The following is a 24,680-nucleotide window of genomic DNA, read 5'->3' on the forward strand; positions in this document are numbered from 1 at the left end:
CAGGCATAAAAGCCCTTGCATCACTTGTACCGAAGACGGCCGTCTTGTTCGATCCGAATGGAGGCCAGCGCAGCGTCCCGGCGGCTTCGTTGCGCGTGAACGATCTGGTTCTGGTGCGGCCGGGCGACCGCGTCCCCGCCGACGGGCGGATCGTCCAGGGCACCTCCAGTCTCGACGAGTCGTCCATCACCGGCGAATCCGTCCCGCGTTCGAAGGCCACAGGGGACAGCATTTTCGCCGGGTCCATCAATGTCGATGGCGTTCTTCAGGTCCGCGCCGAAAAGACAGCCGCCGACAATACCATCTCGCGTATCATTCAACTCGTGGAGCAGGCCCAGTCCGCCAAGGCCCCGACCGCGCGCTTCATCGAGAATTTCAGCCGTTACTATACCCCAGCGGTGATGATGATCGCTGCGCTGATCGTCACCGTACCCCCGTTGGCGATGGGCGCTGATTGGGACACCTGGATCTATCGCGGTCTCGCACTGCTGCTGATTGCCTGCCCCTGTGCGCTCGTTCTGTCGACACCTGCGGCAATCGCTTCGGGACTTGCCGTCGGCACGCGCCGCGGCCTGCTGATCAAGGGCGGTAATGCGCTTGAAACCATCGGCAAGGTGAACGCCATCGCTTTCGACAAGACGGGCACCCTGACCGAGGGCAGGCCGCGCGTCACCGACGTCTTCGCTTTCGGGAAGAATGACGAGAGTGATGTCATCGGCCTGGCGGCGGCGGTCGAGACGGGTTCCAGCCATCCGCTTGCCAAGGCGATCATCGGCCGCGCCGAGACTGACGGCCTCTCTGTTCCCCTCGCACGGGACGCATCGTCCATGGCCGGCAAGGCAGTGAACGCGACCGTTGCGGGGCGTCGCCTCGCCGTCAGTTCCCCAACCCATGCCGCCCAGGTGGCAACGCTCAGCGCGCTGGATCGCAGCGCCATCGAGAAGCTCGAAGATCGCGGCAATACGGTTGCCGTCTTCCTAGACGAGCAGGCGAAGGACGTCCTCGGCCTCATCGCCCTGCGCGATGAACCGCGGCATGATGCGCGCGAAGGCGTCGCCCAGCTCAAGGCGATGGGCGTTCGCTCCGTAATGCTGACCGGCGACAACCGGCGCACCGCCCAGGCGATCGCCAAGGGTCTCGGAATCGAATGGAGCGCCGAGCTGTTGCCGCAGGACAAGCTTCGTCTCGTCGACGAGATGAAGCGGACCTCCAAGGTGGCGACGGTCGGCGACGGCATCAACGATGCCCCGGCGATGGCGACGGCAGATGTCGGTATCGCCATGGGCGGCGGAACCGACGTGGCAATCGAGACCGCGGACGCCGCCCTGCTCAAGAGCCGCGTCACGGACGTTGCCCATCTCGTCGCGCTTTCGCGCGCGACCATGGCCAACATTCACCAGAATGTGGTCTTTGCCCTGGCGCTGAAAGGGCTCTTCCTCGTTACCAGCGTCCTCGGCGTCACGGGCCTCTGGATCGCGGTGCTTGCCGATACCGGCGCCACGGCGATTGTCACGCTGAACGCATTGCGGCTCCTGCGCTTCAAGGGCGCTAAGCCGGCCGAGGCCGGTCGGGACGAAGACATGTCCCGGCACCCCTTGATCCCGGCCGAAAGCCGCTGACTTTTCGAGTGAAGGAGCAGCCGCCAGTCGACCTTGGCTGGCGGCCTCACGCGACTGATGCGCGTCGCGGGTAAACCGATCCGTCGTGCTCACTCGGGGACCGCCTCTTTCCAAAAAAACGCAGGCGAAGCAAGGCATGCGGTTGGTCGCCGCATGAGGTGACGGCTGCGTCACGGGTTCTCTCGGAAATAATTCTTCTCGGGGCCTTGACCTTTCCACCGTTGGAAACCGCACCTTCGAAAAAAATGACCATCGCCGTCTCCCGCAAGCCTGGAGGGCGCACGTATGAAAGTGAACGAAAATGAACAAGAAAGCCGCCACCCTGCTCCTGGCCGGTGTCGTGATTGCCGGTGGCACCTTTGTCTATCGCAACGAAATGCAACTCAATACCAGCCACCTTCTGGCGTTAGTGTCGTCGGCTGTCATGCCCGAAGCCGTTGCCCAGTCGGGTGAAATGCCCGCACCAAAGGTGCCGGTTGCCGAGGTCGTCACGCGCACGGTCGCGCCGTCGGTGGAATTCACCGGCCATCTCGAAGCGACCAAAGTCGTTGAACTTCGCCCCCGTGTCGGAGGCGCCATCGACGCCGTCAGTGTTCCCGAAGGGGGGCTTATAGAATCAGGCAAGCTTCTCTTCCAGATCGATCCGAGACCCTTCGAGATTGCCCTGGACGCAGCCAAGGCTCAGTTGCAGCAGGCAAAGGTTCTGCTCGATCAGGCCGAGATCGATTTCAGGCGCGTCGAAACGTTGGCGCCCAAGGGAACGGTATCCCGCAAGACCTTCGATGACGCGCAGGCCGCACGCCGTCAGCGCCAGGCCCAGGTGGAAATCGCCAAGGCTGCCGTTGCAGCCGCAGAACTCGATCGGTCTTTCACGCGCGTCACGGCACCGATTGCCGGACGCGTCGATCGTGTTCTCGTGACAGAAGGCAACCTCGTCGCCGGCGGCAGTGCAGGAGCTGCGACGCTCCTCACCACGATTGTCTCGACCGATCCGCTCTACGTCTATTTTGATATCGACGAGGCCACCTATCTCGGATTCGCCGCTCGCGCACGCGCATCCGAGACGGGGAGGGTTGTTGACAAGCTTCCGGTGCAGGTCGGCTTGATGACCGATTCCGGCTTCCCGCATACGGGCGAACTCGGCTTTCTCGGCAATCGTGTCGACCGGAGCACAGGCACGATCCGAGCCCGCGCTATCGTTCGGAACGCCGATGGTCGGCTCGCTCCCGGTCTCTTTGCGCGGGTTCACCTCGTGACCGCGGAGCCGGCTCAGACCGTGCTGATTGACGATCAGGCGATCGGTAGCGACCAGGGGCGCCGCTATGTGCTGGCGCTCGGGTCCGAGAACAAGGCCGAGTACCGTCCGGTTGAGCTTGGGCCGATGATCGACGGTCTGCGCGTGGTCTCGAGCGGCCTCGAGCCGGGCGAGAAAATCATCATCAAGGGGCTGGTCCGTCCCGGCATGCAGGTGGATCCGCAGATGATTTCGATGTTGCCGGGCCAATCCGCCGATGGCGGCCAGGCAGCGGCTGCATCGCAGGAGGCGCGTCGATGAACATTCCACGCTTTTTCGTCGACCGCCCGATCTTCGCGGTCGTTCTCTCCGTCTTGATGCTGATCGGCGGGGGCCTCACGCTCCTGAAGCTGCCATTGAGCGAATACCCGCAGGTGACCCCGCCAACGGTATAGGTCACCGCAAGCTATCCAGGCGCCAGCCCCGAAGTGATAGCCGAAACGGTTGCCGCGCCGTTGGAACAGGTCATCAACGGCGTCGAAAACATGCTCTATATGAGCTCGCAGGCTGCAACCGACGGCCGCATGACGCTGACGGTAACCTTCCAGCAGGGTACCGATCCCGACATGGCACAGGTCCAGGTGCAGAACCGTGTCTCGCGCGCGCTTCCACGCCTGCCACAGGAGGTTCAGCGCATCGGCGTGGTGACGCAGAAGACTTCACCCGACATCCTGATGGTTGTTCATCTCGTATCGCCCGATGATCGCTATGATCCGCTCTATCTGTCGAATTTCGCCACCCTGCAGGTGCGCGACCAGCTCGCACGCCTTTCAGGTGTGGGCGACGTGCTTGTCTGGGGCGCTGGCGAATATTCGATGCGGATCTGGCTCGATCCAGCCAAGGTGGCGGCGCGTGGTCTGACCGCCTCCGACGTGGTGGCGGCGATTCAGGAGCAGAACGTCCAGGTGGCCGCGGGCTCGGTTGGCCAGCAGCCGGAGGCTTCGGCCGCGTTTCAGGTCACGGTCAACACCCTCGGCAGGCTTTCCAACGAGGAGCAGTTCGGCGACATCGTCGTCAAGACGGGCGCTGATGGCCAGGTTACCCGTTTACGCGACGTTGCCCGTATAGAGCTCGGCGCAGACGCCTACGCGTTGCGCAGTCTTCTTGACGGCAAGCCGGCGCTTGCGTTGCAGATCATCCAGAGCCCAGGCGCCAACGCGCTCGATGTGTCCAGCGCCATTCGCGGCACCATGGAAGAGCTGCAGAAAGGTTTTCCCGAGGGAATAGAATACCGCATCGCCTACGATCCCACCGTCTTCGTCAAGTCGTCTCTGGAAGCGGTGGTGATGACGTTACTCGAAGCCATCGTTCTGGTCGTGATCGTCGTCGTGCTTTTCCTTCAGACCTGGCGCGCGTCGATCATCCCTCTGGTAGCGGTACCGATATCGTTGGTCGGCACGTTTGCGCTTATGTACATGTTCGGCTTCTCGCTGAACACGCTGTCGCTGTTCGGTCTGGTGCTCTCGATCGGGATCGTGGTCGATGACGCCATCGTCGTCGTCGAAAACGTCGAGCGTCACATCGCACTTGGCGAAACGCCGAAGGAAGCAGCACGCAAGGCCATGGACGAAGTGACCGGGCCGATCATTGCCATTACGTCCGTGCTATCGGCCGTGTTCATCCCATCGGCATTCCTGTCCGGCCTGCAAGGCGAGTTCTATCGCCAGTTCGCGCTTACGATCGCGATCTCCACCATCCTGTCGGCAATCAACTCGCTCACGCTTTCTCCGGCGCTTGCAGGTGTGCTCCTGAAGTCGCACCATGGCGGCGTGAAGCGCGATCTCGTGACACGGGTGATCGACGGCCTGTTCGGCTGGTTCTTCCGGCTTTTCAACCGGTTCTTCGACAGCGCTTCGAATGCCTATGTCTGGTCGGTGCGCCGCGCCGTGCGGTTAAGCGCACTCGTCCTGCTCGTCTATGCCGGTCTGCTCGGCATGACCTGGATGGGTTTCCAGGCAGTGCCTGGCGGATTTGTCCCGGCTCAGGACAAATATTATCTCGTCGGCATCGCGCAGCTTCCGACCGGAGCCTCACTTGATCGCACCGAGGCGGTGGTCAAGAAAATGTCGGAGATCGCACTTGCCGAACCGGGCGTGGAAAGCGTCGTCGCGTTTCCAGGCCTTTCGGTCAACGGCATGGTCAATATTCCCAATGCCGCCGTCATGTTCACGATGCTCAAGCCCTTCGACGAGCGCACGGACCCTTCCTTGTCCGCTTTCGCGATCGCAGGTCGCCTGATGGGCAAGTTCGGCCAGATACCCGATGGTTTCGCCGGCATCTTCCCGCCGCCGCCCGTTCCGGGCCTCGGCACGACCGGCGGTTTCAAGATCCAGATCGAGGATCGGGCCGGGCTCGGCTTCGAGGCGCTGGCCGAGGCGCAGGGCGCGGTCATGGGCAAGGCGATGCAGGCACCGGAACTCGCCGGCATGCTCGCAAGCTTTCAGGTGAATGCACCGCAGGTGCAGGTCGACATTGACCGGGTGAAAGCCAAGTCTCAAGGGGTGCCGCTCAACACCATCTTCGAAACATTGCAGGTCAACCTTGGCTCGCTCTACGTGAACGACTTCAATCGCTTTGGCCGGACTTACCGCGTGGTGGTCCAGGCCGACGCGCCATTCCGCATGCAGCCGGAGGACATCGGCCGGCTGAAGGTGCGCAACGCAGCGGGAGAAATGATCCCGTTGTCGACCCTGCTAACGATCAAGCATAGTTCGGGGCCGGATCGCGTCATGCACTACAACAGCTTCCCGTCGGCCGATATCAGCGGCGGCCCGGCGCCCGGCTATTCGTTCGGGCAAGCGACTGCGGCCATAGAACGGATCGCAACGGAAACGCTGCCACCCGGCATGGCCTTCGAATGGACGGAGCTTGCCTATCAGGAAAAGCAGGCCGGGAACACGGCAATGTACATCTTCCCTCTGTCCGTTCTGCTCGCGTTTCTCATTCTCGCGGCCCAGTACAACAGCTGGTCGTTGCCATTCGCTGTGTTGCTGATCGCGCCGATGGCGCTGCTTTCCGCGATCGCAGGCGTCTGGCTCACTGGCGGCGACAACAACATCTTCACGCAAATCGGATTTGTGGTCCTGGTCGGCCTTGCCGCCAAGAACGCGATCCTGATCGTCGAGTTCGCACGAGCGAAGGAGGACGAAGGTGTCGATCCATTGAACGCCGTGCTTGAAGCAGCCCGGCTTCGCCTGCGGCCGATCCTGATGACCTCCCTGGCCTTCATCGCAGGTGTCGTTCCGCTTGTCATCGCAACGGGGGCTGGCGCCGAGATGCGGCATGTCATGGGCATAGCGGTCTTCGCCGGCATGCTCGGCGTCACACTCTTCGGTCTGCTCCTGACGCCGGTCTTCTACGTCGCCGTGCGTAGGCTTGGGAAGCGGCGTGAAAAGAGCCAAAGCGGTGAAGGGGTGGCCGTGGAACAGCAACCATAAACAAACAACAGCGATCCCATTCCGTCAGGTCGCAAGACCGGATGACCGAATGGGATCGCTCCCACGATCAAAACAATTCCGACGCGCTGGAGAAATGACTGCAGGCGGGCGGGCAAGCCTTGCTGCCCATGTTCGACCCGGCGCAAGTCTGGTGAGAGGCCTCTATGAGAATCATCTATTATGCTGTGCCATTTGCACTGTTGTTCCTCGCAGGCTGCGTCACCGGCCCCGATCACGAAACGCCACAGATAGCATTGCCGGGAAAGTTCGGGGAGGGTGCCACGGCCAGCAATGGAAATGTGGCGCTCGCCGCATGGTGGAATGCGTTCGGCGACGCTCGCCTCGATCGCTACGTCGCCTCGGGACTGGAGCAGAATCTGACGGTGCAGCAGGCGGTTGAGAGGATCAACCAGGCACAGGCGGATGTCGTCGTTGCCGGCGCTGGATCCCTGCCCAGCTTGATGGCATCCGCCAGCAACACCACGAGCCAACAGAAGGGCAGACTGTTCAATGCCGACCAACCCGTCCAGAACGTCTCCTCTGGTGGTCTCGGCGTTAGCTGGCTTATCGATCTTTTCGGGCAATATCGTCGCACAAAAGAAAGTGCTTCCGCGTCGCTCGATGTGGCGTATGCGCGCGTTGATATCCAGCGGCTGGCATTCATTTCGCAGCTGACATCAGCCTATATCGATCTTCGCTATTATCAGGAGCGCATTGAGATCGCGCGGCAGAATCTCAAATCGCGTCGAGAAACGCTTGCGTTGACCAAACAGCAATTGGCAGCTGGTGCGACATCGCGGCTGGATGTCACACAGGCTGAAGGGCTCGTCCAGGTGACGCTGGCCGAAATTCCTGAACTGGAGATAAATTTCCGCCGATCGGCTCATCGTATTGCCACCCTCCTGGGATTGCCGGCCTCGTCGTTCATCGGAGAGCTTCAAAAAGGGGCCAGGCAGCCCGTCGCCCGCGCGATTGCGCGCAGCGGCATTCCCGCCGATCTGCTGCGCAATCGTCCCGACATCCGTGCGGCGGAACGGCGTCTGGCTGCTTCGGTCGCGAAAATAGGCGTCGCGGAATCGCAGCTCTATCCGAGCATTCAGCTGAGCGGATCGATTTCTCCCAGTTACACCTATCTCAGCGGTGGATCGAATGGTTCCCTGAACCTCTGGTCCTTCGGGCCGACGCTGGTTTTGCCAATCCTCGACGGAGGCCGCTTGCGCGCAAATGTCGCCAGCGCCGGCTCGGCGGCCCGGGAGCAGTATCTTGAATGGAAGCAGACGGTTCTGGTCGCTGTTGAAGAGGTCGAGAACGCGCTCGCCGCCATAAGCCGCAGCAAGCAGACCGAGACCACGCTGAGAAAAGCCGTTGAAGCCTACCAGGATGCTCTTTCGATCGCCACGACCAACTACCGGAATGGCGTCTCGACCCTTCTCGAAGTCCTGGACGCTCAGCGTTCCGTTTCCGATGCACAAGCCAACCTTGCCAGAGCCGTCCAGCAAACGGCGTTAAGCTACGTAGCCCTGAATGTCGCCGTCGGCGGAGGCTACGCGAACAAGTAAAACAACACGTCCGGACATCGCACGGCGTGCCCGCAGCTGTAGTGTGGCAGAGGGGATTGCGGAACAATCGAAGCACACGACTGAGGTCTCCAGCACCTAATCCTGCGCCGGTGCTGCGGATTGGTGCCGCCCTTGTGTTCGCGACCGCGTTCTACTTTCTCTATCGGGCGATCCTCTCTGCCGGCTGGTTATGAGGATCGCGGTTCATGCCGGCATACGTTTCAGTGCGTGAAAAACGACGAACCGAATCTTGACCTTCTCATGGCTGGAAGCAGCACGATCAACGCAATGTATTGGAGAGACCCCTCATGACATCTCGCACTGAAGGATTAGAATGGGATATCCTGGCCCTGTTCAAACGAGCCTATCGGCAGGGACGGCTCGATGTGGCCGAGCATTTGCTAGGGGCGCTAGAGACTTCCAGAGATATGGAAATGGGCTGGAAATCGCCCAACAGCAATTCTGCGCTTGCTGAGGCCTATCGGGAAATCCTCGGTTAGCGCTCTCTACGCGCCGGGCGATCAGTCGTGATCAGGATGTAACCTTTACTGGACCGTAGCGAACCTCTCTACAGGCGCGCCATGGCGGGCCCGAAGCAGGCCACCCGCTTCTGATCGACACGCACGATCGGCCATTTTCCTGTTCCGGCTGCCTCCGCAACGGCTGCTCGGGTCCGTCACAAAATTCCCTGCACGAGCCTCTTGACCTTCCAAGCCTTGGAAACCGTAGGGTCTGCCGAACCGTGCGGATGGCCGCGCGGGAATCGATAAAAAATCGCCCGGCGGGCCCCGCCCTTTCGAAGGAACAGACATCATGCACACGACCATGCCCGACCACCTGAGGTGGTGGGCGCTGGCGCTTCTCTGCGCGGCGCAATTCATCGTCATCCTCGATACCTCGATCATCGGAGTGGCCTTGCCCGCCATCCTGACCGACCTCGGCTTCACCGCCGAAGGCCTTTCCTGGATATTCAACGCCTACGTCATCGCCTTTGGCGGCCTGCTGCTGCTCGGCGGCAAGCTCAGCGATGTATTCGGCGCCCGCCGTATGTTCATGCTCGGTTTCGCGATTTTGACCGGAGCGTCGCTCTTCGCCGGACTTGCCGAGAGCCAGGGAGTGCTGATCGGGGGACGGGCCCTGCAGGGAATCGGCGCGGCGCTCATCGCTCCGTCGGCACTCACCATCATCATGCGGCTGTTCAGTCATAGTGGCGCCGAACTCGGCAAGGCGTTCGGCTTCTGGGGCGCGTCGGCCGCGGCCGGAGGTACCGCAGGCGTCTTCCTCGGCGGTGTCATCACGGAATGGATGAGCTGGCCCTGGACCTTCCTGATCAACGTACCGCTCGGCGTGGTTGTCCTTGCCGCAAGTCCCGTCGTGCTCCGCTACGCGCCTGCGGTCAGGGGGAAGGTCGGCATTCTCGGCGCCCTCGTGGTGACCGCAGCGCTGGTCACGGCTGTATACGCCATCGTGACGACCGAACCCGGCGAGTGGGCCTCGGCCTCGACGCTCGGGCTGCTGGCGGTTTCGCTGGTCCTGTTCGTTCTGTTCGTGGCGATCCAGTCGGTGAGCCGCGATCCGCTGCTGCCGCTGAGCATCTTCCGCGCCCCGAACCTCGCTTCCGCCAACGTTTTGATGGCGCTTCTCGGCGCAGCATGGATTCCGCTGTGGTTCTTCCTGAACCTCTATCTGCAGCAGACGCTGCATCTGTCGGCGCTCGCCAGCGGCCTCGCGCTCCTGCCGATGACAGTACTGATCATGGTGCTGATGGTCGGCGCAACAGGACGGCTCGTCGGCCGCTTCGGCATCAAGGCAAACCTCGTCGTCGGTCTTCTCGCGATGGCTGGAGCCCTCCTCCTGTTCGCCAACGTTCCGGCCGATGGCAACTACTGGACAGACGTCTTGCCCGCCTCCCTCCTGGCTGCGGCTGGCATGTCGCTCGCCTACATCCCGGTGACCATGGCAGGCATGTCCGGCGCGCGCCCTGAGGAGACGGGATTGGCGTCAGGCCTCATAAACACGACGTATCAGGTCGGCTCCGCGGTCGGCCTCGCGGTGATGGTCGCCGTGGCCGCCTCGCAGCGCGGGGTCGTCGACGCTGCAGGGAATCCTGATCTGCTCGCTGGTTTCCAGCTTGCCTTCCAGGGCGCCGCCATCGTCGCGGGGGTCGCTGGTGTTTTCGCGCTGGTCGCGTTGCGGAGCGCTCCGGCTGTGCGGGACGTTCTCGTCGACTGACTAGACGAGGATTGAAGACGGACGAAGCGGCCGCCCTGACCTCGGACGGCCGCTTAAGCGTCCGATGTGAGGGTCCGTTCATGGCAAGCGCCGCCGCTCGCTGTTCGTGCTGCTTGCGCCAACCTACCCGGTCATGCCCCTGGGTTTAGCCAAAACCGCGCTCGTGCCCTGCGTCGTGACGGCCTGCTATTCGCCTCTGGGAATATCAGCGTGCAAATTGCAACCGTAGCAAGGTCAAGCGTCAATTTATTCATCTCCAGGACTTGGCCTTGCAGCGGTAGGAAGCTCCATTTGTCGTGGAGGCAAAACAAGGAGGCCTCCATGTATCTCGTTACTGTTCCCAACATGACATGCGGCGGTTGCGCCCAATCAGTCACAAAAGCGCTGCAGAGCGTCTATGCCGACGCGAAGATCGAGACCGATCCGCCGGCGCGTGAAGTCCGGGTCCAGACCTCAGCGAGTGAACCGGCTCTTCGCGCAGTTCTGTCCGCAGCCGGCTATCCGGTCGAGAATAAGCCGGCTGCCGCCTGACGCATTTCGCTCGTGTCAGCGTAAGCTTGCGCTGATGATGCAGGCGACGGCGGCGACGGTGCCTCTGGCAATCTAAATCTAAACAATCAGGGCAGCCGTCCGGCTGCCCTGATTGTTTGTGTCTGGGGTCTGGCTGCCTTCGCAAGCCAGTCAGAAGCGGAACCGGAGGTAACGCGGCCCAGGAGAGGGGCTTTCCAAGAACACATCAATACCACGCTGTTGCCTCTGAAGGACCGGATTGCGGGGCCTTCAAGTTCCTCGCTGGACCGTTTCGCGCTGAACCCTCAGTGTTTGCAAATTCATTTGCCATGGCAGGTTGACAAACAAACATATGAACAGATATTCAATTGTATAAACAATACGGATAGACCGACCTATGGCAAACCCACCTCACTCCCACAGCGCCCATCATGGTCACGATCACGCCGAGGGGCACGATCATGACCACGATCACTCCCACGTTCCGGTGGTTACGAAGGACAATGAGCGCAAGATTCTCATATCGTTCCTGATCATCTTCTCGTTCATGTTCGTCGAAGCCGTCGGCGGATATGTCTCAGGCTCGCTCGCCCTTCTTGCAGATGCAGGCCATATGCTGACCGACGCAATCGCACTCGGTCTGGCCTATGTCGCCTTCCGTCTCGGAAGGCGGGCCGCTGATGGACAGCGCACCTTTGGCTATGCCCGTTTCGAGGTGATTGCGGGGCTCGTCAATGCACTCACGCTGTTCGGCATTGTCGGGTGGATCCTCTATGAAGCCATCGAACGGTTCCAGGAACCCCAACCGGTTCTGGCGGGATCGATGTTCGTGGTGGCCATCATCGGCATGTTCGTGAACATTTTCGTCCTTTGGTTTCTTACCCGCGGCGATTCTGAACATGTCAACGTCAAGGGTGCGGTGCTGCATGTGATGGGCGACCTGCTCGGCTCTGTCGGCGCGATCGTTGCAGCGGTCGTGATCTGGTACACGAGCTGGACCCCCATCGACCCGATTCTCTCGGTGTTCGTGTCCCTGCTGATCCTGCGCAGCGCCTGGAGCTTGCTCAAGAACACGCTGCATATCCTGCTTGAAGGCGCACCCGCCAACGCCGGCAGTTCCCAGATCTCCGAGCATCTTCGGATGACCGTTACCGGTGTACAGAACGTCAGCCACATCCATGTTTGGTCGCTGACTTCCGGCCGCGTGCTGGCGACGCTCCAGGTGCAACCGCTGGATGGGGCCGATGTCCGCAGTGTCGTCAAACAGATCGAGCACGAACTGAAGACGAAGTTCAACATCGAGCATCCGACGATCGGCATCAACTGGGATGGAGACGCCAGTTGCAGTCTGGAGGAGCCTGGCAATGCGACCGCTTCCCACTCAGGTCACGGCCACTAGCGGACTGCGCGTCTGGTTCGCTCAGAAGATCAGGAAGGTACAACGTTGAAGGGCAGGCCATCTTTCAACGCAGGAACTGAACTTATTATCGGAAGCAAGTTCAAGCAAGGGACCGGGTTGAGTTTTGTCCACTTGCGCCAGCGAGCATGCTTGAGTGCCGCAAATCCGCTTGGCTCTAGGCGATACGGTTGGCAGCCGGCGTCTTTCACGGTGATGTTCAAGCGTTGGCTTGGGGGCCTACCGGCCAAATAGGCTACAGAGATCCCGTCCGCCACCATGCTGACGGTGGCACTGCTTGCAAGCTGTTGGTCGTTAGCGCCAGGCTACGGAGCGCGATAGATTGAACCGAGCTTGCCTGCCGCACTATAGGCGAGCTCTTATCTTTTCCATCCGTTCAATCTCCTCGCGCTGCGCCTTGGTGATCGCCTCGCATAGCGTTTTCAGTTCGGCATCGGCGAGCTCCGCCTCACGGCACATCAGAACTGCCCCTGAATGGTGCGGGATCATCGAATCGATGAACTGGCGATCGTCGATCAGGGATTGGGTTCGGGTTGCCCAGAAGGAACCGACGGTCAGCAGGGCGAAAATGACGTAGAGAGCGATGTTCTGGCTGCGATTGGGGAACATGCCGGGCATCGTCGCCAGCATGAAGACGCCCATCGGCGCCCACATTGTCACGGCCATGTAGAACATGTTCAGGTTGTTGCGGAAATCGCTCCAGCCGTCGATCATCGAAAACATCACGACATACATGACGGCGAGGCCGAGGATCATATTGACCCAAAACATGAGATAGGGCCTGCCATGGGCGCGGTGGCTGCTGTTCGACTGTCCGCCATGCGCGTGGTGGTTCTGTGGCACCTGCTTTTCCTTTCGCTGTTGCTTTCTCAGTGTGCAAGGCCCATTGGCTTGAAGATCATCCAGATCGCCATGGCGACCATCATCAGGTTCTCGGTAAGCGATACGAAGCCGAGCGGCACATTGCTGTCGCCGCCGACGCAGGCGCATTTCAGTTCGCGTTTGTCGATGTAGACGGCCTTGAAGACCGAAACCGCACCGATACCGCCGATGAAGAGTGCGACGGGGATCGAGAGCCACATCAGTGCGCCCGCCATCATCAGCACGCCAGCGAGCGCCTCGGCGAAGGGATAGATGTATGCGTAACGAACCCATCGCTGCGCCAGAAGATCGTAGTTCAGGAACATGGTGGCGAAGCCTTCCACGTCCTTGAGCTTCTGCAGGGCCAGAAGACACATCGCAATGGCGATGAACCATTCGGCTGCCTGGATTGTCGCCATGTTTTCGAATGCGGCCCAACTTGCAGCCAGGGCCATCAAGGCTGCCATGGCAAAGAGCGCGATCACCGGCTTGTAGGTGACGCCATCCTTGTCCTTCACTTCGCCGCCGAAGAATTGGACAAGATCGTCATATCCGCCGATCCGCTTGCCGTCGATGAATGTCTGCGGGGTTGTTTTGACATCGTGTTTGGTCTTGAAGGCGTCGATTTCTTCGCGCGTGGTCAGCTTTTGGTCGTCGACCTCGTAGCCCTCGCGCTTAAGCAGATCGAGCGCCTTCAGCCCATAGGGGCAGGTGTGTTCGGCCGTCACCATCCGATGAAGTTCGGCGCGTTTCTCTGCATGTGTTGCCATTTCCGATCCCTTTGACTCTAGAGTTTTGCCTTCGCGAAGACCTCGACCAGTTCGATGAACTTGCTGCGCTGAAGATCAGCGTTGCCCGAAGCGATTGCCTCTTCAACGCAGCAGGCGGCATGTGATTTCAGGACCTCGTTCTCAACCTTGGAAAGGGCAGCTTTGACAGCGTGAATCTGGTGAAGGATGTCGATGCAGTATCGCTCGTCTTCCACCATCTGGCTGACACCGCGAACCTGACCAGCTATCCTGTTGAGAGACACGAGGATCGACTTGGAATTTTTGGCACACATGCAGATACCCCTACCTGGTAGGGGTATAATGGCTAGAACGATCATTGGTTCCCACGAGGGATCAAACTGTTCATAACCACATGCTTTCCGATGATTTTCTGAGGCACGGTATGTTCAAAGGACGCCAACTCGGCGCGTCGTTATCCTGGCTTGCGTACAATGTATCTGGTTTCCGAATTGAGTCTGCGCGACTTGGTTGAAATCAAAGCGGAACATGGCATCAGGGTAGATCATTCGACCGCGTATCGCTCCAGTGCTCGCTGCAACGGTAGGAGCAGTTCAACCGGCGCCACCGCGCAGTACCCGTGAGATGGAAAGGCGACGAAACCTATTTCGAAATTCCGCCGACATTGGTCTGGTGAAGATCGGGCGCAGATTGAGACGCTTGCAGGTAGCCCGGAGGCTCATTGATCAATAGCAGGAGCGTTGTCGGTCATCGCCCGCTGCACTTTGATGTCGGAGGCTGGGTACCCGGTAGAATTCAGCGTGCCCCCTATAGAGCCTTTGCCGTTTGCTTTCATCCGAGGGAAGAATCGGACGGATGGAAAACCTGGCTCGGCTTTCTAGCGCTCATGCGGGCGATCCCCTTTCTTCAATCTTTGCAAGTGAATTGAATTGCCGTTGCCAATAAATCAGCGGCGTTCCAGTTTCGGCCTCCGCGTGATCGATAAGGGCGGTAATCAGAACGTGATCGCCTAGAGGCAGATGGTCACGAACATGCGCAGTGGCCCACACCAGTGCATTGTCGATACGAGGCAAGGCATGCTCCTCGCACCAATGTGTCAGGCCGAAACGGTCCATGTCCGGCGTCGCAAACCGTCGAGCTATGGCAAACTGTTCAGCCGTCAGCACATTGATGCCGATACGCGACCCTTTACTGAGGCGCTGAAGGAGACCAGACGCCTCCTTCAGCGCAAACATCAGCAAGGGAGGATCGAGCGAAAGGGCACCAAGGGTTCCGACGGTCGCACCATATCGTTTCGTTCCACTACCCGCGGTGACCACCGTCACCGCGGTGGGAATGTGCGCAAACAATGACTTAAGCGCGAATTCTGACAACGCGGTCCTTTCGATCAAGGTCACCATTTCGCAGCAAGGGGCCGTGGCCCATCCAGTGAGGGGAAATGCGGCAACACTTCTTCGGCAAGCTCATGAATGATCTCTCCGGCAGGCCGCCCCGAGAATTGCATACCGAGTGCCGCATGATTAACGCCTGCATCCCGCCATTCTCCGAGAAGATCAATAAGTCCCCTTCGTCCCGTCTTGAGGACAAAGCCACCGTTAACCGGCGTTCTCGGGAAATTCGGATCATCGACGAGATCGAGCCACTCGTTGGTCATATGCGGCCGAAATCCTCCATCGGGAATTTGCGCACGCCACGCGCTTATGTTCCTGGCAAGTCGCTTCGGTCCGTCCGGAGTATGGGTCGGCTGTGGGTAGGTTAGCCAACCATCCGCATGTTGGGCGACCCAGGATGGAGATTGCCGGCTCGATCCCGTTACCATCAACGGAATTCGTCGCGTCGCTGGTTTTGGAAGAAAATCCGCATCTGTCATTATGCCAAGACTGGATCGGATTGTCGGACGCCCCGGCGCAAGGAGTTGGCGAAAATACGCTACGGTCTCTGCAAACCGCGGCCCACGCTCGTTCATATCCAGGCCATAGGCCGGAAATTCTACCGGGCGATCACCCGACGCGATCCCCAACACTAGCCGGCCGCCCGACAGATGATCAATGGTTGCCGCGGCCTTGGCCAGATCGATCGGATGTCGAAGCGAAAAGATAGCACTTCCCGTTGCCAGTGAAATCCTGCTGGTCCGCGATGCGAGGTAGGCCAGATAGGTGAATGGGTCGAATACCTGACCCGCATCACCAAAGCTCGGATCGAACAGCGGCACATCTCGTACCCAAACGGCCGCAAAGTCACGTCGGTCGATCTCAGTGACCAGATCCGCCTGTCCTTGCAAGACCGTCATGTCGCCTTGATAAAAGCGGAGCGGCAAGAAAATACCGATGGTCAATTGGTCTTCCGCGAACATGCGGCAATAGCCCGGATGACCCACAAAAGCCTCGGACGATGCGCCCATCAGCGATGTTGCGGCCGGAATATTCGAAGTTGCGATATTCAAGAGGAACTCCTTGTTTCAAGTCACGGGCCAGTGGCCGGTGCGGGAAGCGAGATGCCGCGCTGGACGGCCGGCCGCCTACCGACCTCCTCGTGCCAACGCGATAGATTTTGGTGATGGCTGAAGTTGAAGCCGCATATCTCCGCGATATGCGTCCAGCCGAAAGTCGCAATATCGGCCACGGAGTAGTCGTCGCCCGCGAGCCACGGATTGCCTTCCAGCCGCTTGTCCAAGACCGTGAAGGTATCTTCGGTTAGCTTCTGATACCGATTGATGGCCGCCGGAATCTTCTCATCGGCAAACATCTCGAAATGGACACGCTGACCGAGTATTGGTCCCATGCTCGATGCATGGAACTGAAGCCATTTGATTGCTTCCCATCTTGCTTTTGGCTCGGCAGGCAAAAGTCGACCGGTCTTATCCGCGAGGTAGAGCAGGATAGCAGCGGATTCAAATAGAGTAATGCCGCACTCGTTATCTACAATGACCGGAATGCGCCCATGAGGATTGAGCTTGAGGAAGTGGGGGCGCTGGTGTTCGCCCCTTTCGATGCTCACGTGGCAAAGGCGGTAGGGAAGTGCCAGTTCCTCGATCGCGATCGTCGCTTTGAAGCCATTGGGAGATGAATCTGTGTAGAGATCGATCAATACACTGGTCCTTTCGCCGGAGCCCAGGCCCCGGCATCTACTGGTTTGGCATGAAGTGCTATGAACGGCAGTCCATAAGGACCGGGAGAACAATGGTTCTCAAGGACTGCGATGCAACGTGATGAGGGGGCGCAGACAGTCCAGGCAAAGCTCTTAAGCAAACGCCAGAACGAAAAATTCCAATCAGACCAAACGCCCGGAATTGGACCCGTTGGTTATCGCGTGTAGGGGGCAATGATGAATTCGCTTTCAGAGATGAGGGGTGCTAAATAGTCAGTTTGCAACTGCGGCGGTTTTACCCTGTCCGGTGCTGTGCGAGAAACGATATGAATTGATATCAAAGTTTAGGCTGTCTATATTATGAATCCTGTACTCCCCCTCCTTGCTTTACGTGCTTTTGCAGAGACGGGGCGCCATCGCAGTATCAAGCAAGCTGCTGAAGCAATGGGCGTGACCTCCGGTGCCGTTAGCCAACAGATCAGGCAACTGGAAGATCGACTAGGGGTAACGCTCTTTACCCGTACACGTTACGGCGTTCGCCTGACCATGGAGGGTGCGAAGGTTCATCCAGGCCTGCTCAACGCGTTTGACCAGATCAAAGCAAGCCTTGAGACGTTGGAGGCGATCAATGGCCGGTCGACGCTCACCATAAGCACTGTCCCATCTTTCGCGGCGTCATGGCTGGTGCCTCGCCTGGGCCGATTTACCAGTAGGCAACCAGGGATAGAGGTGAGGGTTGAAGCAACGGCGAGCCTCGTTGATTTACAAAGGGACCGCGTAGATATCGCAATCCGGCATGGCCTGGGCAACGATCCCGGCCTTGTCGCTGAGCACCTGATGGCCCCCGTGCTGCTACCTGTTGCAAGCCCAAGTCTGCTGGGCGCCGGATTGCCGATTACTGATCCGGCTGGATGCCTGTCCTATCCGCTGCTCCAGGACTCGGATCGGGCAGATTGGCGTTTGTGGTTCAAAGCTCTTGGTGTTGCGGATGATCCGCGCGCCGAACGCGGAACTGCCTTCGAGGATGACTTCCTGCTCGTCCGCGCTGCGATAGCTGGCCAGGGTATCGCACTGGTACGAGATGTTTACGCGGCTGAAGAAATTGCATCGGGGCGCCTCGCTCTTGCACTAGATCAACCTTGGCCCACTGTGTTCGCATACTACGCGATGACGTTGCCGAATGCTGCCAAGCGACCGGCAGTGCTGCACTTCATCGACTGGCTGAAAGAGGAAGCAATGACCTGAAGAAGGTGTCGGTTCCGTTCGCATGCTGGTCTCAAAACCATCCGTGTCGAACGGCGGCGGCATCGCAATTTTGAAACCCGGCTCCTTGCCAGTCTCGACGGGTTGATGGCCAGCATCGAACTCGGCTTCAAGGAGCATGACCGGTTGCTGCTGGCGCGCCAGATGATGGAGCGGCGCCTTACGGGCCGACGCGCGTCCTCAAATCTTCCAGATATCATCGACCTCGTGCTTGCCAGGCTGTTGGTTTCGGGCATGGGGTGTATTGTGTGCTTTAAGAATAGTATCGAGATAATCATACTCACCGCGTGCCGAATGGACGACGTATTCATCTATAGAAGAGGCCATCGATGGCATCGAAGACGACGTTAAATGCAAAAAACCTTGAAGCTCTTGGCGTGGAACGTTTGGCCGAATTGTTGATCGAAATCAGCACCGGCAACGCTAATCACAAACGCCGTCTTCGAATGGAGCTTGTTGGCAATTCGAGCGGGGTGGAACTGGCGAGAGAAGTTCGCAAGCGTCTGGGCAGTATTGCGCGCGCAAAAAGCTGGATCGACTGGCAAAAGGTAAAATCAGTAAAATCTGATCTGGAAGCGCAGCGTAAAACGATTGCTGAGAAAATCGGTTTTTCTGATCCGGACGAAGCCTTTGAGCTGATCTGGCAGTTTCTTTCGCTTGCAGATTCGATATTTGAACGATCCCATGACGGCAGCGGTACACTGATTGAAAGTTTTCATGCAGCATGTGACGATGCCGGACGTATCGCGATGTTGGCAAAGATTTCGACGCAGCGTCTGATCGACAAAGTATTCGCGGCTCTTCAGGATAATGGCTATGGTCAATATGACGGATTGATCAATGCAATGGTTCCAGCTCTCGGTGAGGTTGGTCTCAGAAAACTTCAGAACGCGCTCGAACGCTGGGCAAAAGAACCAAAGTCCAGGATTGCCAATGCTGACAGGCAGGTTGTTGGCTGGAGCATGAACGGCCCCGTTTATCGCGAAGTGCTTTATGCCAATGGTCAGTCGATTGCGGTAAAAGTCGCGCTTGAGCAAATAGCGGATGCGCTTGGTGATGTGGATCTTTATGTTGCACAACAATCGGAGGCATCGAAGACGTTCGCAACGGTTGCGACTGAAATAGCCCAGCGGCTGTTGTCGGTGGGCCGAGTGGATGAAGCCCTGGATGTGCTCGATAAGGCCGAATTCGACAATCGGCGTGAAATCTCGTCACAGTGGCAAGCAGTGCGCGCGGAAACGTTGGAAGCCCTTGGCCGTTCACAAGAGGCGCAACAGTTTCGCTGGAATAGCTTTGAGCAGTCACTCAATGATGAACTCTTGCGCGCGTACTTAAAGCGGCTTCCTGATTTTGATGACATGGAAGCCGAAGAAAAGGCATTCGATTATGTTCAGCGCTTTCCTGACGTGAACCGTGCGCTTTCTTTCTTCATTCGTTATCCATCGCTCCACGAAGCATCAAAGCTTGTGCTGTGTCGCGCATCGCAGATGGACGGTGACCAGTATGAGCTCATGTCTGCCGCTGCAGAGGAGCTCGCTCAAAAGTACCCTTTGGCTGCGAGCATGCTTCTACGGGCGATGATCGACTTCACACTGGATGGTGGTCGGTCCAGTCGTTACAAGCACGCGGTGCGCCATTTGCTGGAATGTGGGACATTGGCTCGTCATATTACGGACTACGATGCGATGGTTTCTCACGATGTCTACATCGCAGGCCTTCGAAAGGTTCACGGACGAAAGCACGGCTTTTGGGCTCTGATGGATGAACGCTGAAGGTGACACGCTTGGTTGGGTTGGATCCGTCGTTTGACGCGGCGTTGATCCTGTTCACCGAGGTTGTTCATGTATTTGCTGGACCATCAGACCCCCAAAAGTCTCAAATCATTCGACGATGAACACTATGGGCCGTGTTGCCGTTGTGGAGGGTTAACCGCCAAGAATCTTGACTGGCAATCTGATATAGGTGTGAAGCGCATCTGCGCCACAACTGCCAGATAGAACTTGTCCTATCAATAGACTTGACGACGCGCACCTGACCACTGCGCTTATTTGAGATAGTGAATATGAGGCCGCCCGCTATATGGAGATGGTTCCACACGCGCATCGATCGAGAAAACTTGCTTGAGAATATTCTCGTTGATCACTTCTTCTGGTGTTCCCGAAGCCACGATCTTTCCTGACAACATAACGATCAATTCATCGCAGAACATGGCTGCATGGTTGAGATCATGCAACGCAATGATGCTTGTAATCGGTAGGCAGGAAATCAGCTTCAGCAAACTCATCTGATGCTGAATATCCAGGTGGTTGGTCGGTTCATCGAGGATAAGTTCTTTCGGTGCCTGCGCCAGCGCTCTTGCTATATGTGCACGTTGCTTCTCGCCGCCTGACAGGGTTTGCCACGGGTCATTTTTCTTGGCCGTCATGCCGGTACGTTCGATGGCATCTTGCACAGCTGTCTCGTCCGCACCCGTCCAGCCAGAGAACATCGACCTGTGTGGAAAACGTCCAAGTCTGACAACGTCCACCACCTTGAGATTGGTGTTTGTCGTTGCATGTTGCTCAACAAAAGCAATACGTTGCGCAATACTGCGCCGGGTAACGGTGCTGATATCTTCTTCATCAAGCAAGACACGCCCGGTGTAGGGGCGCTTTAACCCGGCGATCAGGCGCAGCAACGACGTTTTCCCAGAGCCGTTTGGCCCCAAAAGCCCCAGCATCTTTCCGGGCTTCGCTTCGAAAGTCACGTCTTCGATTATGGCTTTCTTGCCAATCTTCCAGATAAGGTTTTCGGCTTTGATCGTCATGATGGGCGCTGAAACCGGTAAAGAATGATCGAAAAGAATGGCACGCCGACGAGGGCGGTCACCACACCAATGGGCAGAACCTGTTGCGGTATCAATGCGCGCGAAGCGATATCGGCTAGCACCATGAAGATTGCACCGACAATAGCACACGCAGGTAACAGTCTTATGTGCAGTGGCCCGACGATGAAGCGTGCAGCATGAGGGACAACGAGCCCCACGAAGCCTATCGAACCAACCATGCTGACGATGGTGGCCGTCATCATTGCAGTGAGCGCAAAGAGAACGATGCGTGCGCGACCGACATTCACGCCTAGCGAGGAGGCGGCTTCATCGCCGAAAGCAAATGCATCCAGAACATGGGCATAGAGAAGGCAGGCGATCAGCCCGAACGTGATGACGACGGACACCAGCATGAATTCCGGCCAGCGAACGCCACCGAAGCTGCCAAGCAACCAGAACATCACGTCGCGGGCCTGCTGCGCATTGCCGGATGTGGTGACGATGTAGGATGTAGCGGCGTTGAAAAGCTGCGATGCAGCGACGCCTGCCAGAATGGTGCGATCCGCTCCACCCCGTGTGCCATTTGAGAGAAGTGCAACGAAGAAAAAGGCTGCAAACGCGCCAACGAATGCGCCTGCCGACAATGAAACAGCGCCAGCACCGATGCCGAGAATGACAACCGTTACAGCGCCGGTTGATGCGCCAGCGGAAATACCCAGAACATAAGGCTCGGCAAGGGGGTTGCGTAAAAGCGACTGCATAATCGCGCCCGAAAGAGCGAGACCCGCGCCGCAAAATGCTGCCACCAATGCGCGGCTGAGACGGTAATCCCAGATCACCGTCTCATGAATGCGATTAAGTTCGACTGAACTCCATCCCAGACGATTGGTTATTGCTGTAAACGTTGTCGATAAGGGGATCGGCAAGTCGCCAATTCCGACGCTGATACCCACCACGAATCCGATGGCGACAAGCGACGCCAGCAGCAATATGCTGAAGGCGCCCCAATGCCTTAAAGACTGGGTGGAAGCACTCACTTGAGAATCCCGAGTGCTTTCAATTGTTCTGCGACCTGTTCGGCACCGTAAATCGTACGGATGGTCGGGTTCATGGCTTGACCATCCATGACGGCTATTGACTTGTTCTTGACGACTGGCATCTGGCTGACCGCAGGATCTGTATTGAGAAACTGAATCTTGGCTTCAGGCTTGTCGAGCTCCCAACGATTACGGTCGAGATTAGCAACAACAATAACGTCGGGGTTGGCGGCGATAATGCTTTCCCAGCCCAGCGTCGGCCATTCAGCTTCCGCCTTGATTGCGTTTTCACCACCCAGAACATCCGCGATGAAGCTTGAGGCGCCATTTCCGCCGCCCAAATAGGCGTCTGCCGATGGTGACGGGCTGGAGAACCAGAATAGGTAAGAAAGCTTCTTGCCGCTTGCAGGAACGCTAGCGCGCAAAGCTGCCTCGCGTGCCTTGAAATCAGTGATGAGCGCCTGACCACGATCTGAAACATCGAAAATCTGCGAGAGTTCGTTGATCTCCTTATACAGAAGCTCCATGTTCCACAGCTTGTCGCGGCTGCCATACTCATCCTTGACTTGCTCTGTGCTCAGACACGTGCTCGGCGAAAGATAGGTCGGAACACCGACCTTATCGAAATCGTCGCGCTTTGCGACCTTGCTGTTTGGTCCGATCAGGCTTGGAAGGGCCGCTGCTACGAAATCTGGGTTCTCGGCTAGGATTGACTCAAACGTCGGGAACTCAACGGTCAGAAGTTTCACCTTGGAATTGGCAGCCTCAAGCTGCGGCAAAACCTTGCTTGGCCAGAACGCCGTTCCCGCCATTTTGTCCTCAAGGCCCAGCAGCAACAATATTTCGGCGCTGTTTTGACCGAGGCCGATAGCTCGTTCCGGTGCTTTCGCAAAGGTAACTTTCGTTCCGCAATTGTCGAGTGTCAGTGGATACTGCGTGGCCGCTGCTGCTGGATTGTTCTGGAGAGCGAACAAGGCGACAAGGCCTGTAGCGGCCATCAAAGTTTTCGTTGCGATCACTGATAATATCCTGAATTGCGGGTCGCGGTTTACCGTCAGCCTTGGGAAACCGGTTTCTCTATAATCTGAATATTGTTTTTAAAACAAGAGTTAATTGATCCTGTTTTATCCCTTCATCCTCCGGTTGATTGTGGCTGCGGCTTTTGGTTCGCTAAAGCGCGAGCCTGGTCAAGAAATCACAAACGACCTTGACCACGTAGATGGCGATCGTTCACAAGATGACGGATGATTAGCAGCTAATGGAATTTCTCCACGAGCTTCTAGCTAAGGTTAACGGAAATAATCATGCATGACATCATCTGCCCTCATTGCAATAAGGCATTCAAGATCGATGAAGCAGGATATGCTGATATCCTGAAGCAGGTTCGAAATAGCGATTTCGAGAAGCAACTGCATGAGCGCCTCGAGTTGGCTGAGCAGGACAAGCGGAACGCCGTTGAGCTTGCACAGGCTAAGGTTGCAAGTGAGCTGCAGAAAACTGCGGCAACCAAGGACTCTGAAATCCAGGAACTGAAGGCTAGACTTGAATCTGGTGAAGTTGCGCGAAAACTTGCAGTAACCGAGGCTTTGAGCGCTGTCGAGAAAGAACGTGATAATCTTTTGCACGAGCTTGAGAACGTCAGACGTGATCAGGAAGCTGCGTCAAAACTGGCTGAGATGAAGCTCTTTTCCGCATTGCAGAGCGCGGCGACTGCCCAGGACGCTGAGATTCAGAGCCTAACGGCCAGACTTAATGCAGGTGAGCTTTCGCAAAAGCTTGCCGTCACCGAAGCTGTCAGCGCGATTGAGAAAGAGCGTGAGGAACTGAGGAATGGACTCGCTCGGGTCGAACTCGAGAAACAGCTTGCGGAAACAGCCCTTAAGGACAAGTACGAAACGCAACTCAAGGATCGTGACGACGCAATCGAGCGTCTGAGGGATATGAAGGCTAAGCTATCGACAAAAATGATCGGTGAGACGCTGGAACAGCATTGCGCAACCGAGTTCGGCCGAATTCGCGCTACCGCTTTCCCGCGCGCTTACTTCGAGAAGGATAATGACGCGCACAACGGTAGCAAGGGCGACTTTATCTTTCGCGACACTGACGATGCAGGTTCTGATATCGTTTCGATCATGTTTGAGATGAAGAACGAGAGCCACGAGACGGCGACCAAAAAGAAGAACGAAGACTTTTTCAAAGAGTTGGACAAGGACCGCAGTGCGAAAGCCTGCGAATACGCCGTTCTGGTCTCGCTGCTTGAGCCCGAGAGTGAGCTCTACAACACCGGGATCATTGACGTATCTCACCGCTATCCGAAAATGTACGTCGTTCGACCTCAGTTTTTCATCCCAATCATCACACTACTGCGTAATGCGGCCTTGAACTCGCTTAAATACAAGACAGAACTGGCATTGGTGAAAGCGCAAAACGTTGACATTACAAACTTCGAATCCCAGCTCGATGACTTCAAAGCTGCATTCGGGCGTAACTGGCGTCTGGCTTCAGACGGTTTTGAGGAAGCCGTCAAACGTATAGATGAAGCCATTAAGGATCTGGAGAAGACGAAGGAAGCGCTTCACAAATCGGCCAACAACCTGCGGATTGCAAATGATAAGGCCGAGGATCTGACGGTCAAGAGGCTCACTCGTGGGAACCCGACGATGGCAATCAAGTTTGCTGAGCTCAATCAAAACGATAAGCCGGATACAGAATAAAGCAACCAAGCTCATCTTGACGATCTACAACCGTCCATCTCCGCAGCTGAGATGGATGCTTAGCTAGGTGGATGTTGTTTTATTTCCCTCAAATG

Annotated in this window: 18 protein-coding genes and 3 pseudogenes; 12 read left to right on the plus strand and 9 right to left on the minus strand. The window is 57.7% G+C overall.

The genetic code is table 11. The features are described 5' to 3' along the window. Nucleotides 1-2: 2 nt before the first annotated feature. The 8 genes and pseudogenes from CQZ93_RS27405 to CQZ93_RS15795 form a co-directional block, all read left to right on the plus strand. A pseudogene (locus CQZ93_RS27405) lies at nt 3-1,619 on the plus strand (heavy metal translocating P-type ATPase); the annotation flags it as partial. Nucleotides 1,620-1,920: 301 nt separating this feature from the next. Next, nucleotides 1,921-3,174 (plus strand): efflux RND transporter periplasmic adaptor subunit, encoded by a 1,254-nt coding sequence (locus CQZ93_RS15760; protein WP_105543586.1) that lies wholly within the window; start codon nt 1,921-1,923, stop codon nt 3,172-3,174. Further along, nucleotides 3,171-6,350 (plus strand): annotated as a pseudogene (locus CQZ93_RS15765) (efflux RND transporter permease subunit). Before CQZ93_RS15760 ends, CQZ93_RS15765 begins: the two are co-directional and overlap by 4 nt. Nucleotides 6,351-6,514: 164 nt before the next feature. Then, complete coding sequence (locus CQZ93_RS15770; protein ID WP_105543587.1) at nt 6,515-7,909, plus strand: efflux transporter outer membrane subunit; 1,395 nt, start codon at nt 6,515-6,517, stop codon at nt 7,907-7,909. 308 nt (nt 7,910-8,217) lie between these two features. Further along, the gene (locus CQZ93_RS15775) at nt 8,218-8,409 is read left to right on the plus strand and encodes a hypothetical protein (RefSeq protein WP_105543588.1); all 192 of its coding nucleotides are present in this window, start codon (nt 8,218-8,220) and stop codon (nt 8,407-8,409) included. 313 nt (nt 8,410-8,722) lie between these two features. Further along, nucleotides 8,723-10,141: an MFS transporter gene (locus CQZ93_RS15780; protein ID WP_105543589.1), complete on the plus strand. Its 1,419-nt coding sequence runs from the start codon at nt 8,723-8,725 to the stop codon at nt 10,139-10,141. 321 nt (nt 10,142-10,462) lie between these two features. Beyond that, on the plus strand, nt 10,463-10,672 hold the full coding sequence (locus CQZ93_RS15790; protein WP_105543591.1) for a heavy-metal-associated domain-containing protein: 210 nt from the start codon (nt 10,463-10,465) through the stop codon (nt 10,670-10,672). A gap of 376 nt (nt 10,673-11,048) precedes the next feature. Next, on the plus strand, nt 11,049-12,050 hold the full coding sequence (locus CQZ93_RS15795; RefSeq protein ID WP_105543592.1) for a cation diffusion facilitator family transporter: 1,002 nt from the start codon (nt 11,049-11,051) through the stop codon (nt 12,048-12,050). 363 nt (nt 12,051-12,413) lie between these two features. Here the strand turns inward: CQZ93_RS15795 and CQZ93_RS15800 are convergent, their stop codons facing one another. The 6 genes from CQZ93_RS15800 to CQZ93_RS15825 all read right to left on the minus strand — a co-directional run bounded on the left by CQZ93_RS15800 (nt 12,414) and on the right by CQZ93_RS15825 (nt 16,765). After that, on the minus strand, nt 12,414-12,839 hold the full coding sequence (locus tag CQZ93_RS15800; protein WP_105545167.1) for a DUF305 domain-containing protein: 426 nt from the start codon (nt 12,837-12,839) through the stop codon (nt 12,414-12,416). Nucleotides 12,840-12,937: 98 nt separating this feature from the next. Next, nucleotides 12,938-13,699, minus strand: a complete 762-nt coding sequence (locus CQZ93_RS15805) for a glutaredoxin family protein (protein ID WP_105543593.1) — start codon at nt 13,697-13,699, stop codon at nt 12,938-12,940. 17 nt (nt 13,700-13,716) lie between these two features. Beyond that, nucleotides 13,717-13,992 carry a metal-sensitive transcriptional regulator gene (locus CQZ93_RS15810; protein ID WP_105543594.1) on the minus strand — a complete coding sequence of 92 codons (276 nt, stop codon included), beginning with the start codon at nt 13,990-13,992 and terminating at the stop codon, nt 13,717-13,719. Nucleotides 13,993-14,562: 570 nt separating this feature from the next. Then, nucleotides 14,563-15,069 carry a flavin reductase family protein gene (locus CQZ93_RS15815; RefSeq protein ID WP_181153408.1) on the minus strand — a complete coding sequence of 169 codons (507 nt, stop codon included), beginning with the start codon at nt 15,067-15,069 and terminating at the stop codon, nt 14,563-14,565. Nucleotides 15,070-15,071: 2 nt separating this feature from the next. Beyond that, nucleotides 15,072-16,121 carry an LLM class oxidoreductase gene (locus CQZ93_RS15820; protein ID WP_210201105.1) on the minus strand — a complete coding sequence of 350 codons (1,050 nt, stop codon included), beginning with the start codon at nt 16,119-16,121 and terminating at the stop codon, nt 15,072-15,074. Nucleotides 16,122-16,141: 20 nt separating this feature from the next. Then, nucleotides 16,142-16,765: a glutathione S-transferase family protein gene (locus tag CQZ93_RS15825; RefSeq protein WP_105543596.1), complete on the minus strand. Its 624-nt coding sequence runs from the start codon at nt 16,763-16,765 to the stop codon at nt 16,142-16,144. 360 nt (nt 16,766-17,125) lie between these two features. On the opposite strand from CQZ93_RS15825, the gene CQZ93_RS15830 reads away from it, so the two are divergent. The 3 genes and pseudogenes from CQZ93_RS15830 (at nt 17,126) to CQZ93_RS15840 (ending at nt 19,800) form a co-directional block, all read left to right on the plus strand. Then, nucleotides 17,126-18,010, plus strand: coding sequence for a LysR substrate-binding domain-containing protein (locus CQZ93_RS15830; RefSeq protein ID WP_105543597.1), 885 nt, complete (start codon nt 17,126-17,128; stop codon nt 18,008-18,010). Nucleotides 18,011-18,037: 27 nt separating this feature from the next. Then, nucleotides 18,038-18,259: pseudogene (locus CQZ93_RS27410) on the plus strand (DUF1612 domain-containing protein); the annotation flags it as partial. Nucleotides 18,260-18,357: 98 nt separating this feature from the next. Beyond that, nucleotides 18,358-19,800, plus strand: coding sequence for a DUF6880 family protein (locus CQZ93_RS15840; protein WP_105543598.1), 1,443 nt, complete (start codon nt 18,358-18,360; stop codon nt 19,798-19,800). A 272-nt stretch (nt 19,801-20,072) separates the two neighbouring features. Here CQZ93_RS15840 and CQZ93_RS15845 read toward each other — a convergent pair whose 3' ends face one another. Genes CQZ93_RS15845 through CQZ93_RS15855 form a run of 3 tightly spaced genes read right to left on the minus strand, consistent with a single transcriptional unit; the run spans nt 20,073 to nt 22,869 of the window. Further along, on the minus strand, nt 20,073-20,834 hold the full coding sequence (locus tag CQZ93_RS15845; RefSeq protein ID WP_105543599.1) for an ABC transporter ATP-binding protein: 762 nt from the start codon (nt 20,832-20,834) through the stop codon (nt 20,073-20,075). Then, a complete protein-coding gene (locus tag CQZ93_RS15850; RefSeq protein WP_105543600.1) occupies nt 20,831-21,871 on the minus strand; it encodes a FecCD family ABC transporter permease in 1,041 nt (346 codons plus the stop codon). Before CQZ93_RS15850 ends, CQZ93_RS15845 begins: the two co-directional genes overlap by 4 nt. Beyond that, nucleotides 21,868-22,869: an ABC transporter substrate-binding protein gene (locus CQZ93_RS15855; RefSeq protein WP_422616109.1), complete on the minus strand. Its 1,002-nt coding sequence runs from the start codon at nt 22,867-22,869 to the stop codon at nt 21,868-21,870. The genes CQZ93_RS15850 and CQZ93_RS15855 overlap by 4 nt, the downstream gene beginning before the upstream one ends. A gap of 306 nt (nt 22,870-23,175) precedes the next feature. Between CQZ93_RS15855 and CQZ93_RS15860 the strand changes: the two genes are divergently transcribed. Next, entirely contained in the window at nt 23,176-24,585 is a 1,410-nt protein-coding gene (locus CQZ93_RS15860; protein ID WP_105543602.1) for a DUF2130 domain-containing protein, read from the plus strand. The last annotated feature ends 95 nt before the right edge of the window (nt 24,586-24,680 follow it).

The sequence above is a fragment of the Ochrobactrum vermis genome (assembly GCF_002975205.1).
Lineage (GTDB): Bacteria > Pseudomonadota > Alphaproteobacteria > Rhizobiales > Rhizobiaceae > Brucella > Brucella vermis.